The sequence below is a fragment of the Anaerolineales bacterium genome (assembly GCA_003105035.1).
Taxonomy (GTDB): domain Bacteria; phylum Chloroflexota; class Anaerolineae; order Anaerolineales; family UBA4823; genus FEB-25.
Genome location: PQAL01000006.1, coordinates 47,315 through 61,023 on the forward strand (window position 1 = coordinate 47,315; position 13,709 = coordinate 61,023).

The window sequence follows — 13,709 nt, forward strand, 5'->3', positions numbered from 1 at the left end:
TATAACATTACGGCGGGTTTCCCCCTTTTCTCTAAGCAGATTCTTAAAAATTAACGCCGGAGTTGATCAGCTAAGTAACGTTTTGGAAGTGAATAGAGAACAGCCTGCGAATGGTTTTCTCCAGGGCAGGGTCAGGTCGCTGCGCAGGATTATCGACCAACGAAAACCAGGTCTGGCCGTGATATCCGTGGGCAACCAGGCTGAGAGGCTGGCAACCAGGCGGGCAGCTAGCCTGGTAGACAAATAGCACCACCATCTGGCAGTCACATTTCTCGGTCCCATCCTCATGGCAGGGGCAAGCAGCTTTGACGTGTCGCGTGGCCTGCAAATCAAAGGTGCGAACCACCGCCAGGCCTGCTAGGCTCATCTTGTTGGTCAGCCAGCCCACTGCTTCAGCGCAGTCCCGGTCCACAACCAGCAGAGTTTGATTAGCATCCATGACCTCTCCAGACTAGATCGTGCTGCAGGGATTATTATTCATTCCGACCTCAATCGGAAACTCACGGCACCCAATTAGACAGCACCGTCAGGGTCTTCTCACCCCAAGCAGGATCATTGTTGGGCAGGTGCACACGGAAATCATGCTGCCCATCCATACCTTCATGCATCATGAAGCTCATGCTAAGCGTTGTCGTTGCGCCGGGTTTCAGAACCATCGAACCGATGGCAGGTGTGGGCGGTCAGCACCCTTCTGCGACTTCTATATATGGGGCTTTACTGAAACGCAGGGGTTGGTCACCCACGTTGGTAAGCTTAAATGTGACCTTCACAGTTTTCCCCAGCTTAATGTCACCCAGGTCGATCTTCTCCTGGTCCACCGTCAAGCTTGGTGATCCCTTAACATTAATGGCTGCCAGGGAGGGGGCAGGTTTTTTAAAGGCGATCAATGCACCAATGACCAACAAGCCACCTACTGCCAATAAGATAAATGGCCATGGGTTGGTGCGTTTTTGATGCCGGTGAGACATCTTTGGTTTGTCCTTTTTCACGGTTGAACCTCCTGAATAAATTGAAATGTCCATAAATACGAGATAATTTCCCAGGTCTGGTCATTGGTGAAGATCGCCCCCCACGAAGGCATGCCAGTCCCCATTCCACCCCGGATGAGCTTGCCCTGCAGGTGTGCCGGGCTAGCAGAAAGCATCTTCACCGGGTCGGTGAAGTCTGCTGGCGGCTGGGTATGCTCGCCTACAATCTGGCTGTTTGCCTGGCTGCTCGCACCCTCCGCCAGCTGGGAGGCAAATACCCCATCCCCTGCCCCAGCCTCCCCATGGCAGGCAGCACAGTCAGCGGTGAAAAGCTGCTTGCCAGCCTGGACCTCAGCGGGGGTAGTGTTGGTCTGCCAAACCCAGGCTACCAGGTCCCACACCTGCTGGTCCGATAGGTCACGATTGACAGGTTCATTCCGCAACGCAGACCATAAATCCAATGGGGTGTGCGAGAGATAATAATTGCGATTGGTGTAGCCTGCCGGGATTTCCCGCTGAAGCAGTGCCCCCCGCCAGGCAGAGGGGATCTCCCCGGGGATCGTGCTGGTTGCGTGATCGGCATCAATATCCAATCCAAGCTGCACGTACAGCGGTGATAAGGCAGGCTCGGGTTGAGCATGCGTGTCAATCACCTCGATGGTGCCACGCATGCGCCAGTGGTTCAGGCTGCACCAGCGTGTACAATAAAACGTGTATTTCCCGGGTTTCGAAAATTCCAGGGTGACATCCGTCATTTCCCCTGGGCGTACGTCTACGGCGGGCTGGTCGAGCTGGCCTACCGCAAATCCGTGGGTCACATCATCTGAGGTCAGCTTCAAATGCAGTGGTTCACCCACTGAAACAACCAGGTCTTCAGGGGTCCAACCCCCGGCCTCTGCCATGCGGGCATGCAATACCACAGCCTCCGAGCCCTGGGCCTGATGAAATAGCGGGATGGCGATGATTAACCCCAGCCCCACCAAGATTGCTCCGCGTGCGATCCATTCCCTGTTCATCGATTAACCCACTAAAAGCCACAGCATGGCCAGGCTGAAGACCAGGCAAAATAATAAAACTGGCAGGTTAATAGGAGTACTTGTGGCTTTCGCCAAACCTGAACGCGCCTGGGCAACCCTGGCTGCCCAAACCAGGCCAACCCCCAGCAGAAGCACCTGCAGGATGGGGCTGAAACCTGAGACATCCAACGTCTTGGGGAGGTTGACCAGGTCAAGGAGACGCCAGCCCCACCCGAAGGGGTCATTCAGCACCCCAAGGATATAGTTTAATTTGGGCAAGGCAAATGATACGGTGAAGGCGATCCATGCCATCAGGCCCAATGGAAGCAGGGCCTGTGCCTGGCTGGCAACCAAACTAGTGATCGGCAGGCTTGAACGGGAAATCTTCTTTTCGATCCACACGGCTGAAAAGAACGCAGCTGGCAACACCACCAGGTTAAGTATCAAGAAACCCAAGGCAAACATAGCCCACGGGAGACTGCCAATATTGAAGGCACTCAGTTTGAGCCAGCCCCATGGGCCGAGGTATACAGCCGAGAAAACCAGCACACTGCCCAGCATCACCAGCGCCAGCAAGGTTTCGTCCAGGTGGGCATTGCGGACTGGCTTCACCAGGTCAGTGCCATATGGGCGCAGGTTCAAGGCCAGGTTATCCTGCGGGCAGGCCCGCAGGCATTCCATGCACAATCCACAGGCGGAAGCATCCTGCATCGCTACCGGGTAAATCCCCCACGGGCATGCCTGGTAGCAGGATTTATCTCCGTGCTGGCGGCATACTTGCTTATCGATCACCTGCACTTCGAGCGGGGCAACCTTGGCATACATCCCGCTGAAACCTCCAATGGGACAGAGGTAGCTGCAGAAGGCTCGCTTTTCAAAGACCAGGCTCATGCCAATTGCCAGAACGAAGATTGCCAGGAGCAACCACCCGGTGACATGCGGGTCGGTCAGCGTGAGCGCGCTGAACAGTCCGATCAGCAGGAACCCACCCGATTGAAGCCAGGAACCGCGCAAGCGCCTTGGCCAGCGTAACCCCAAGCCATACCTACGTTTCCCCTTAATCAAGATACCGCCTTGCTGTAGCCAGTCACCCGGCATGGCAATGGGGCAGATGCTGCACCACGAGCGCCCTCCCAGGGGGATGAAAACCAGCTTCAGGGTGGTCCACCAGGCAATCCATACCATGATGATGGCAAAATTGTGGCTGCCCACGCGTGGGCCGAGGAGTGCGCTGACAATGGTGATTAAAAAACCCATCAAAGTGAGCATCCGCAGGGTGAACTGTGGCAAGCGGCTTTGCAGTACAGCCCTCAACCAGGGCACCTGATAAAGGTTAACCTTGCGGGTCAGGCTGGCGGGTTCAGCAGTCTGCGCTACGGGTCGTTCAACCTCCAGGTCTCCCAGCCATCGGATCTCTTGCAGGCGGGTCATTTCCGCCCCTTCCACACTGCAGCGACTAATGCCAGGCTGACCAGGCCGATCGACCGCCACAAGAAGGTATTGCGCCCCACTTCCAGTTTGCCGGTCATGAAGGGATGCATGTTCCCACAGGTCACCGTGCAATGAAAGCGAAACGTACCACTCTTGTCAGCCGTGAAGCTGATCCGGGCAGTCTGTCCGGGGTCTGCGGTGGTTTCCAGGTTATACCCGTCAATGGCGAGCCCGTGCACCACATCGGTGGCAGTCAATTCAATCGTTACCCGGTCACCGGGATTGACTCGCAGGACTGCCGGGCTGTATTCAAACCGGCTGGCTTCTACATGAAAAGCCCGCTCAACCGGTGTGGAAGCCCCTGCCGGAACCGAGATAAACGCGATCCCCAGCCCGAAGCTAAACAATACTACCCAATGCCACCAACGATCAGAATTCATTCGCTCGCATCGCCGAGATCACGGCATATTGGACGGGCCGTATTGTGCATAAGTTTGGTCTATATACGCCTTGATTTTCGACACAGGTTGGCCCTGTTTCAGCTGGCGCATCACATCCTGGGTGATGTCCACGCAGATCGAGCAACCCAGGGCATGTGAATCGTAGGTGATCTTGCCACTGTCATCCACGCCTGAGACGTAGCATGCATAGTTGGAGGTATGTCCAAGATCATCACAGCCACAGTAGCAGGGAATCTTCTTCAATACTTCAGGGTTAGCCGCGGCGAACTGGTAAGCCTGCTGTACCACAATTGGAGCCGATTGGACTTCTGCAGGCATGCCTTCCATGGAGGCCATTGCCAAACCCGACTGGCTGGCTGATGGGCTGCCACAGCCGCTTGAACCAATGGATAATAAAGCCATCATCACCAGTATTGGGATCATCCGGCTGAAAGCAGGATATTTCAATGATTTACCCTCCGCATATGGATTCGTGGGCAGATTATACGGGGAGGGGCAGCCCAATCAGAGCGCTATCTGACGGGTGCGCGTATAGGCAAAATTGCCTACCTTTCGGCGAAATGACCAAGATGTAGGGGAGAAGCATTCAGGTGTGATGCTCTGCCATCAACCAGTACCATCTGAATGCTTTGCCCCTACCGCCATGCACCTGGTTTGAAAGTTGTGAATGGATCCTGTTTTATAGACCTTGCTGATTAAAACCAGTGGGTCAGATTTTCCAGCCACCTGCGTACGGCCTTGGGCGATTTGAGCGCATAATCTCCACCTGTTGGACGGATGTAACCGAAATAGTGTGCGACAGCAATCGCCACACCTTCCTTGGCGTGGATGGTCTGAAAGGCTTCCCCATCATTGGCATCATCCCCGATATAAACCAGGCGTGCACCAGGCAGCGGGAAGCTATTTAACAAAAATGATACTGCCTTTCCTTTATGCGCCTTGGCGGAGCATACTTCCAGGAACTTCTTTTGCTTGATCAAACGGTATTCATCTGTGATCAATTCTTGATTCAGTGTCTGCTGTATGCTGGAGATGATCCGGGTTGATTCTTTGTCAGGGGCAAAGCGGGCGTGCAGGGCCAGTGACCAGCCTTTATCTTCCAGGTAATAACCCTTGCGACCGGAGATGATCTCCTGCCAGAGCGGTTTGAGCTGTTCAAGATAAGGCCGCACCAGGGCATAATCATCCCGCTGGATGCGTTCTCCGTCAGCGGTCTGCACTTCGATCCCATAAGTGCCTGCCAGGTATATCCCTTTAATTGGCAACAACACCTGTATATCATGCAAGCTTCTCCCCGATATAATCGCCAGACGCAGGCTGATTTTCGCTGCCAGACGCCGGATGAGGTCGATCAGCTGCGGATCCGGCTTAATAATATCGGGTGTGCGGTTGAAATCCGCCAGGGTCCCATCATAATCCAGGAATAACCAAACACGTTCGGCCTCAGATACCCATTCGTTCAGTTCTTTTTCCGACGTAAACCTCAAGCTGGATCCCCTCCGGTGAGTAAAGGCAGGAAATCTTTATTGAAGATAGCCTGCCAGGTGAATTGCTGGCGCACACGCTGGCGCAGGTGTTGGCTTGGGTTGGATTTAGTCCAATCCAGGATCATTCCCGCCACCACCTCCGGTGGATCGTCTGCCCGGAAGCAAGTGAGATCACGCCCGCCAATTTCACTGGCTGCCGGGATCTCCGTGGTGAAGATGGGCTTGCCGAGCAGCCCCGCTTCCAGGATGGGCATGCCAAAACCCTCGCGGTGGCTGGGCATGAACAGCACATCACAAACACGGAAGAGCTCATTTACCAGGGATGATCCAATGATATAGCCACTGCCGGCATGCGGACCTGATTCATAAACGAAGCGCACCTCTGCCTCCACACCCAGCTTGTGCCGTAAATCCAGCAGGCTCTGGTAATAAGCCATGTTTCCAGGGTCATGTGGGTCTGGTGGGCCGGTGACCACCAACCTGAGATGGATGCCCCTGGCTTTCAGCTCAGCCACCACCTGCCAGGCCAGCTCAAAATTCTTTGCCTGGGTGATGCGTACCGCCATCAGTAAAACCAGGTCTGCCTCCAGCAAGCCTAGCTGGCTGACCAGTGCCAGCCCTTCAGGCGAGAGACTATACAGGTCAGCTGGGTCGACTCCATCATACACCACCTTGATCAGTGACGGGGGGCGGTTGAACAACCCGGCGAGCTCCATCCGGCGGTGTTCTGAAACAGTCACGTATAGGCTATCCTCCAGGTACGTACGCAGCAATTCCCACGGGTAACCCGGATGGACGCTCCGCCTTGAATGCGGGCTGGTCCAGCTGAGGTCGTGGCACCAGGCGATATTGCGTTTAAGCTTTTCCTGTTCCTGCAAGCGCACTAATGCAGCGGTCAATGGCAGGTTGAAGTGCTTGGTAAACAAGTTGTGGGCAATGATCACATCCTGATCTTGCAAGGCATCTTCTAGCGATGCTTGCAAGCTGGCTGATAATTCCTGAAAATTTTCTGGTACCTCACCAGCCTCCAGCTTTTGGCTGATTCGGAGGACCTCCGCATGGCGTGAATCCATCTGCGGGATATGGATGAATCTGGCACCTTCCGGCAGGGCGGCTTTTTCTCCGGCCCCAGCAATCAGGGTGACATGATAACCAGCTCCCAGGAGCAGCCTGGTGTGAGCCTGGATGACCGCTTCAACCCCGCCTACCACCGGGGCAACTGAATAATGCAAGATTGCAATATTCATAAAGCCAACCTGACCACAGTATCCAGCTGTTTGCACAGCCAATCCACGATATCCTCCCGCTCGATCAAGGTGCGCAAGCGTTCTGCCTTCTGCTTGCGTTCCTCCGGGGGTAGGATCAGGGCGTGGTGCATGGCATCGGCTGTCGCCGAGATGTCGAGTGGCGGGATGACCAGCGCACCCGCTTCAAGCTGCTGGCGAGCCCCGGTACGTTCTGAAAGCACCAAAACGCCATCCTGCTGGTTAACCACCGGGCCTTCTTTAGCTACCAGGTTCATGCCATCCGCAATGGAATTGACCAGTAGCACGTGGTACAGCTGCATGGCGGCTATCGCCCGGGGATAGTTCTCTCCCACCAGTACCCGCACCGGCTCCCATGTGCTGTCTCCAAAACTGGCATTAACTTGCCCGGCAGCACCCATGAGCTCATTCAGGTAGGTCTGATACTCCTCCACCTCCATGCGGGAAGGGACCAGCAAGGCCAGGAACTGGACCTTACCCCGGTGCTCAGGGTGCATCTCAAGCATCTCGTAAAACGCCTGGAAGCCGCGCACGATGTTTTTACTTGGCTCGATTCGGTCAATGCGCAGGATCAGCTGGACTGCCCCATATTGGTTTAACAGCATATTTCGCTGTTCGGTCACCTCGTCAGACTCAGCCAGCCGCTTAAGCGCAACAACATCAATCGAGATGGGGAAGTCGCGCACATGCGTGGTGTGGTTGTGATACCACACCCTGCCTTGTTTAAAATTGACATGCGCATTTGACAGGTGTGACTCACAGGTACGAATAAAGTTCAAGCCATCTTCCCGGGTCTGGAACCCCAACAAGTCCACGGCGAGCAGACCTTCCAGGATACCCTGTCGCATACGGGGTGGCAGAAAACCCCATTCTTCCGCTCCCGGCCAGGGAATGTGGACAAAATGGGTGAGCGTATAGCTGGCATGCGGGCGTAGTACCCGGCGGATAAAAAATGGCGCGAGGTACAGGTGATAATCCTGGAGCATCACCAGCGAAGGTTGATGGCTGGCCCTGATCTGCCTGACTACCGCTTCGGCGAACAAGCGGTTAACCACCACGTAACCATTCTGCCAGTTTTGCCAGGTGGTGCGGTCAATGGTGGGTGAGCGGAATATATCCCACATGGAATGTTGTAAAAACCACAGCAGGGGGTTGGCAATCACCTTGTAATAGCCATCATAGGCACTATCCTCGGAGGTGACGAACTGCACCTGGATCGAGCCACCGTCATCCCCAATCGGTACGCTGCCTCCCTGCCAGGCTTTGTCTTCCTCCGACAGGGCACTGGAGATCCAGCAGGCATCCACATGCTGGGCTATCCCTGAGAGGGCTGTTACCAGGCCACCTCCGCCACTGCGCTGGGGCTGGAGAACGTCGTTCTCGTCCTTATGAAAAGTTACCGGCCCATGGTTGGAGGCGATCACCAGTTGCCTGGATTGCAGCATCTCCTGCCACGAATCGCATGTTTCCCCTTCGGTACCCGTCCCGATCGTATATGGAATTGTATCCATGATCTTCACCCTTCCCCCAATGTGCCATTACTGCAAAATTTACCCAAATCCCACCTTTTGATCGAATTATGTTGATTGATCCATTCCTGACAATTCACCTTAAATTGCCTGCAAATTATCCGCTACACGGTGATTATAACCAACCTCCATCGTCTCTTCGCTGCTGAGAGATGAGAAAGCTCTAACCTGGATAGCTTAACGATGCACTCATTCTGTGTGCCTTAATCGATCAGCCCCCATGCGAATTATCTTTGGTCAGGGTCAGGTTCCAACCCTATTCCCCGGGCGGCAAGAAAAGCCATAAATCACTCACCTGCTGGGCAATCTCCAGCCCGCGCAAGGGGGATTGGTCCAAGGTGCATCCGTGACAGATGATGGCGCAGGGTTGAAAATCTGCCGGGCTATATTTGTCGGTCGGGCCGCTGACGATCCACTCAAGCCTGGCCTGGCTGCGCGGGGCTCCCATGAGCACCCACAGCAGGTACTCAGGATCATCGCCATTCAGCATCACCCCCACCTGGTTGCAGCCCTTGCTTTTAATCACATCAGTGAATTGCGTGTAAACCGCCTGCTCACTGGCTGCGTTGGCAAAATATAAGTCGATACGAGAAGTGTTGAGGATACTGCCTTTATTTTCGGAATATCCTGCAAGGCCTACCAAAGGACGAGAGTAGATACTCAGCAGCCAGGGCACCGCGCCGACAAATAGCAGCACGGTCACCAGGTGACCGATTTTCACCTTCTCGAACCCCCCCAGGATCACCCCTGCCACTGGCGCGAATATGACAAAAAATGCCAGGTCATAACGTGTACCAAAGGCATTCCACTTATAGATGAAGCTGAACAGCAGGAAGGTTAATGCCGCCAACAAACCATACACCAGCAATGATCGCCCATGCTTGCGGACTAAAAAGAACATGATGATGAACAGGGCGAAAATCAGGTAGGCATGGTATGGGTTGGAAGTCACATCCTCGTGGGTAGTGGGGGCAACCACCTGGAAATAGCCGAGAGCGGTCATGCGCGGGTCGTTGATGTCCAGTCCGAGCTTGACCACGATCTTCAAGATCACCAGGAACCAGGCCCGATTAAGCTCATCCAGGCCGGGTAACCCCAGGTGCATGCCGATATTTTTAAGCGTGGTGGCAATGAACCCTGGCAGGCTATGCAGCTGGTTGTAATGATTTTGAAAATCCACCGGGTTGGATAGGCTACCATAGGTGACCACGTTGCGCTCCAGGTATCCGGCATTGATCAGCCCGATAATCAGGATGGCAATCCCGGCCCATTTCAAAGCGCCTAACACCCCATGGCGCTTGATGATCAGGTATGCCAGCCAGACAATGAATGGAACCATGAAAGGGACAGCGACGGGCTTGGTGAGTAAAGCCAGCCCACCTGCCAGACTGGCGAACACCAGGGAGCGGTTATTATCCACGCGCAGGTAAGCCAGGACTTCCACCACCAGGCACACCACCCAAAAAGTGGCTACATAATCATTGATCGTGCTGGAGGCTTCCACGATGCCCATGGGTATCGTGGCCGCAAAACCGGCTGCCAGCCATTGGCCACTCGATTTTGCACCCAGGTAATAAGCAATTAACGATACTCCTACCACGCTGCCCAACATCGCCAGCCACTCAGGCAGGTTGGACAGCCGGTCACTCTGCGTCAGCACATAAAAATTCAGGATCTGTTCTTCCGCCCCAGGGGGCATGCTGGTCTGCCGGTCGATACCGGTGGGATAATGCCAGATAGATTGGTCTTGTGCCCAATGCGCGACCCGGCTGAGGTGGTAAGTCAATGAATCCCAGGTTTGCGGTGGAGTTACCCAGGCGACCACCCCGGTGGCAATTAATACGAAGCATATCAACAGCAGGATAAGCCGGTCCCACCAGCTACCTGGCAGCTGGAGAGACGGCAGGCTGATCTTCTCTGAACGGTTTTTTTTACGCCAGGCCCAGGCGGCGAACAGCAGGATCGGGATCATCCAGGCGAGCACCAACCCCGCCACGGTGATCCATTTGATGATACTCAGGACTTCCATCATCATGGCCAGGTAGACACCCCAGCAGATGGCAGCTTCGATCCAACTCCGTCGGGCAAGGTCAGTGGGGTGCCGGTTATAGAGATATATAAAGATGAGTAGGTATGCAACCAGGGGAATGAAGGCCAGGAGGATCTGCATTCAATGCATCCACACGAAAGTCATTTCCCCAGGCCAGCCTGTAAGCCGCATTCTGTGCATGCAGGTCTCCCTGCAGCGATGACCATCTCTCTAGGGCGTGAGTTACCTCACACCTCATGCAGTCTACCCGAGCCTGCGGACCTTACGGTCCAGGCGACGAGCCGCCACCTCCCATAGGGATCAGCTCTGCTTGACCTTGCTCCAGGTGGGGGTTACCTAGCCGCAGACGTTACCGCCTGCGCCGGTGGTCTCTTACGCCACCTTTTCACCCTTACATCTCCCTCTAACCCATCCCCTAATTCCGAAGGAATCAGGGGAGGTTGGAAGGGGGTTGCGGTCTGTTTCTGTGGCCCGATCCGTCAGGTTGCCCGCACAAATTTCGTGCGGGTGGCCCCGCCCCGGGAATTACCCGGCACCTTGCCCTGTGGAGTGCGGACTTTCCTCGATGGATATCTCCACCGCGATCATCCGGTCAGCCTGGGGAACCTCATCATACCATAATTTACCTTATTTCCAGGTTTCGGGTACCACCGCCAGGTTGCTGGCCTGGTTTTCGATGCTGCAGTGTGTACCCAGCCTGGGGAACCACTGGTTGACATGGGACGTCTATCAGGTGATGGACCCTTTGCGGGTCCATCAATCTGCCACGCTGCAGGCGCTCATTTAAGGGTAGCTTAAAGTAGATAGGCATGTGAATTCTCGTTAACTACCACCATACAGAGTATAATGCCTGCGATTTTATCCTAGGAGATGAAAATGCTTAGAAAATCGATCGTAACCGTTGCAGTGCTCACCCTGGCAATCCTGGCCTTATCAGCCTGCAACTTACCGGAGCGGCAGGTATCACCAGGCGAGTCCCTGGCTCCGTCAACACCGGCAGTCAACCAGCCTGCTACCTTGTGCTCCAACCAGTATTTTCCTAACACCACTGGAACCACCTGGACGTATGCCGGGAGCAACACCGTGACGGGAGAGTATATACGCACCGATACGGTTTCCAGCTCCAGCACAGATGCTTTTACTGTGAACACCACACTGTCCAGTATCCCTTACTCGCTCACATATTCTTGCTCCAGCGCCGGTCTGACTGCAGGAGACCCGGTCTCGCAGTATGCAGGCGCATTGCTGAGCAGCCCAAGTGTACCCGTGAATGTCAAGCTGACTTCCAACTCCGGCCTCACGCTGCCCGCCAATGTTGCCCCAGGTGACACCTGGCAGCAAACCGCCGATTTTGAAGCTACTTCCCAGAGCCTCAACATCAATGGAAGGTTCGTTTTCGATTACACGGCTACAGGCTTTGAAAATATCACAGTCCCGTTTGGCACGTTCGATGCCCTGCGGGTGGACACCACGATACGCGTGGAGGTGAGTGCCCTCCATGTGGTGGCGGGCACATATACCACCACCAGCTGGTTAGTGCCCGGAGTGGGCACGATCAAGAGCGAAGGAACCAGCCATGTGAGTGGCATCGACTTCAGCGACGCCACGCAGCTCACCAGCTACACGCCTGCCCCATAAGTTACAAACGTCATTGGACACCCGGTGGGATGATGTGTTTTATCCCGCCGGGTTTTTTGTTTTTTGGCCGATCTCCACTCTAACACCCAGGTATCCCAGGCGTAACTCATCCCCATGGGTGATGACCACCGGGGAGGTGACAGCCTCGCCATTAAGAAAAGTCCCATTGGTGGAAGCCATGTCTTCCAGCCACCACTGTTGCCGGCGATATGCCAACCTGGCGTGGTGGGCAGAGACGGTCTGGTCATCCACCTCAAAATCACAGCCATCCCCCCTGCCCAGGATGATTACCGGTTTCTCAAAGAATTGCGTGGCGGGTGTGTCCAACATCAGGTTGGTAAGACTGACCGGTGGAGGCTGGCGCGCGGCCAGAAGCTCTGCCTGTTGTTTCAGATCGCGCCATATGGTATAGATGGCAAAACCGAGGAAACCGAAGAGCAGGATCGCCAAGCAGGCCCGTAAGGCTAACAGGAGGATGGCACTCACAGGTCGATTATACCTTTACAATACTTCTGGTGGCGGCGGTGCTGCCGGCAGCTCCTGGGTAAGGCTCGTCCCGCTTAGTTGCTCCTGCCCATATACCAGGGGCACCCCGGCCAGGAGGATGACATCGCCGGCGTTGAGGGCATGACGATTCACCAGTACCCCATTGACGAACGTGCCACCCGACGAATCCAGGTCAAAGATCACGAACCTGCCCTGGATCAACCTCAGCTGAGCATGCATGCGCGATACCCGCTTATCGTCCAGGCAGACCTGGTTCACAGGATCGCGGCCAATATTGACCACCGGGCTGCCAAGCGCATAGGTCAACAGTCCATTGACAATCAGGAAGGCTTTAGGCATGTTTTCCTGGCCGTGAGCCACAGGTTCTGCCAGCATACTACCTACATGCGCAGTGCTTGATTTTCCCCTGCCATCCTGGGAAAATTCGCCCAGGGCTTTTGGTGTATCAAGTTCGGGGACGGCAACAACTTTAATCACCGGCTCGCTGCTGGAAAGGTATCCTGCTTCAGCTGCAGCAATTTTTAAATGGTTAGCTAAACCGTTGAGCTCTGCGGGATGGGTTAACACCAGCTCTGCTTGCGGTGGGGCAAGCAACAAGGTGTACTGGTCTGGTGCGATTTTCTTTCCTGAATAATTGTCAGTGCGGGCGGGTGCATCCTGCACCCCTGACCGCATGGCAGCCAGCAGCATTCTTTCCAACTGCTTGTAGAACCTTGGCGAGGAGTCAACGCTCCCTTGCTTGCCCTCGATCAGCTCGCGCAAGTGGCTTTCCAGGCGACCCAATGAGCTCTCAATCCAATGCATGTCCATAATTTAACCACATCTCCTGCGTGCATTTATGGTCATTATCCCGGCTCAGATGAGAGATTCGGTCGGGTTACTCATCTTGTAAACGATTCTTGAGCATAAAAAAGTACGGTATACTCTTTAGACGTATGCAACCTGGATTTGGTTTCCGCGAGCACGCCCATACTGCAGATTGGGAGCTGGAAGTCTGGGCACCTGATCTGCCTTCCCTGCTCGAACAGGCGGCCCGTGGCATGTACACCCTTTCGGGAGTGAAGCTGCAGGCAGGCACCCTGCAGGAACGGTCACTCCAGTTTCAGGCTTTGGATGAGGAAGGCTTGCTGGTGCACTTCCTTGAAGAATTGCTGTGGCTGGAGGAGGATGAGAAGCTGGGATTCGATCACTTCTCGATAAAAATTGATCCAGAGTACAACCTGCGTGCTACCCTGCAAGGTTCCCGGATCATCAGCCTGGATAAGGAAATCAAAGCCGTGACTTACCACAACCTGGTGATCCAGGATACTCCCCAAGGACTGCGAACCAGTATTGTGTTTGACGTATAGAAATACAA

14 protein-coding genes and 1 other RNA gene are annotated in these 13,709 nt (G+C 54.8%); 2 read left to right on the forward strand and 13 right to left on the reverse strand.

The window, feature by feature from the left end:
* Nucleotides 1-70: 70 nt before the first annotated feature.
* The 11 genes from C3F13_04275 to rnpB all read right to left on the reverse strand — a co-directional run bounded on the left by C3F13_04275 (nucleotide 71) and on the right by rnpB (nucleotide 10,807).
* Nucleotides 71-439, reverse strand: coding sequence for a hypothetical protein (locus tag C3F13_04275; protein ID PWB55503.1), 369 nt, complete (start codon nucleotides 437-439; stop codon nucleotides 71-73).
* Nucleotides 440-680: 241 nt separating this feature from the next.
* On the reverse strand, nucleotides 681-1,022 hold the full coding sequence (locus C3F13_04280; protein PWB55504.1) for a hypothetical protein: 342 nt from the start codon (nucleotides 1,020-1,022) through the stop codon (nucleotides 681-683).
* Nucleotides 986-1,984, reverse strand: a complete 999-nt coding sequence (locus tag C3F13_04285; GenBank protein PWB55505.1) for a hypothetical protein — start codon at nucleotides 1,982-1,984, stop codon at nucleotides 986-988. The genes C3F13_04280 and C3F13_04285 overlap by 37 nt, the downstream gene beginning before the upstream one ends.
* Nucleotides 1,985-1,987: 3 nt before the next feature.
* Nucleotides 1,988-3,415 (reverse strand): hypothetical protein, encoded by a 1,428-nt coding sequence (locus tag C3F13_04290; GenBank protein ID PWB55506.1) that lies wholly within the window; start codon nucleotides 3,413-3,415, stop codon nucleotides 1,988-1,990.
* Nucleotides 3,412-3,855, reverse strand: a complete 444-nt coding sequence (locus C3F13_04295; GenBank protein ID PWB55507.1) for a hypothetical protein — start codon at nucleotides 3,853-3,855, stop codon at nucleotides 3,412-3,414. The genes C3F13_04290 and C3F13_04295 overlap by 4 nt, the downstream gene beginning before the upstream one ends.
* 18 nt (nucleotides 3,856-3,873) lie before the next feature.
* Complete coding sequence (locus C3F13_04300) at nucleotides 3,874-4,323, reverse strand: hypothetical protein (protein ID PWB55508.1); 450 nt, start codon at nucleotides 4,321-4,323, stop codon at nucleotides 3,874-3,876.
* A gap of 248 nt (nucleotides 4,324-4,571) precedes the next feature.
* Nucleotides 4,572-5,363, reverse strand: coding sequence for a trehalose-phosphatase (otsB, locus tag C3F13_04305; GenBank protein ID PWB55509.1), 792 nt, complete (start codon nucleotides 5,361-5,363; stop codon nucleotides 4,572-4,574).
* A complete protein-coding gene (locus tag C3F13_04310; protein ID PWB55510.1) occupies nucleotides 5,360-6,610 on the reverse strand; it encodes a hypothetical protein in 1,251 nt (416 codons plus the stop codon). The genes otsB and C3F13_04310 overlap by 4 nt, the downstream gene beginning before the upstream one ends.
* Nucleotides 6,607-8,139 (reverse strand): trehalose-6-phosphate synthase, encoded by a 1,533-nt coding sequence (locus tag C3F13_04315; GenBank protein PWB55511.1) that lies wholly within the window; start codon nucleotides 8,137-8,139, stop codon nucleotides 6,607-6,609. The genes C3F13_04310 and C3F13_04315 overlap by 4 nt, the downstream gene beginning before the upstream one ends.
* A 274-nt stretch (nucleotides 8,140-8,413) precedes the next feature.
* Nucleotides 8,414-10,327: a hypothetical protein gene (locus C3F13_04320; GenBank protein ID PWB55512.1), complete on the reverse strand. Its 1,914-nt coding sequence runs from the start codon at nucleotides 10,325-10,327 to the stop codon at nucleotides 8,414-8,416.
* A gap of 25 nt (nucleotides 10,328-10,352) precedes the next feature.
* Nucleotides 10,353-10,807, reverse strand: an RNA gene (rnpB, locus tag C3F13_04325) — RNase P RNA component class A.
* Between the two features lie 276 nt (nucleotides 10,808-11,083).
* Between rnpB and C3F13_04330 the strand changes: the two genes are divergently transcribed.
* Nucleotides 11,084-11,845 (forward strand): hypothetical protein, encoded by a 762-nt coding sequence (locus tag C3F13_04330; protein PWB55513.1) that lies wholly within the window; start codon nucleotides 11,084-11,086, stop codon nucleotides 11,843-11,845.
* Nucleotides 11,846-11,884: 39 nt separating this feature from the next.
* Here C3F13_04330 and C3F13_04335 read toward each other — a convergent pair whose 3' ends face one another.
* Together C3F13_04335 and C3F13_04340 are read right to left on the reverse strand one after the other, a co-directional pair.
* Complete coding sequence (locus C3F13_04335) at nucleotides 11,885-12,331, reverse strand: hypothetical protein (GenBank protein PWB55514.1); 447 nt, start codon at nucleotides 12,329-12,331, stop codon at nucleotides 11,885-11,887.
* Between the two features lie 15 nt (nucleotides 12,332-12,346).
* On the reverse strand, nucleotides 12,347-13,162 hold the full coding sequence (locus C3F13_04340; protein PWB55515.1) for a hypothetical protein: 816 nt from the start codon (nucleotides 13,160-13,162) through the stop codon (nucleotides 12,347-12,349).
* A 125-nt stretch (nucleotides 13,163-13,287) separates the two neighbouring features.
* Here C3F13_04340 and C3F13_04345 point away from each other — a divergent pair, with 125 nt between their 5' ends.
* Nucleotides 13,288-13,701, forward strand: a complete 414-nt coding sequence (locus C3F13_04345) for a protein archease (protein ID PWB55516.1) — start codon at nucleotides 13,288-13,290, stop codon at nucleotides 13,699-13,701.
* Nucleotides 13,702-13,709 lie beyond the last annotated feature (8 nt).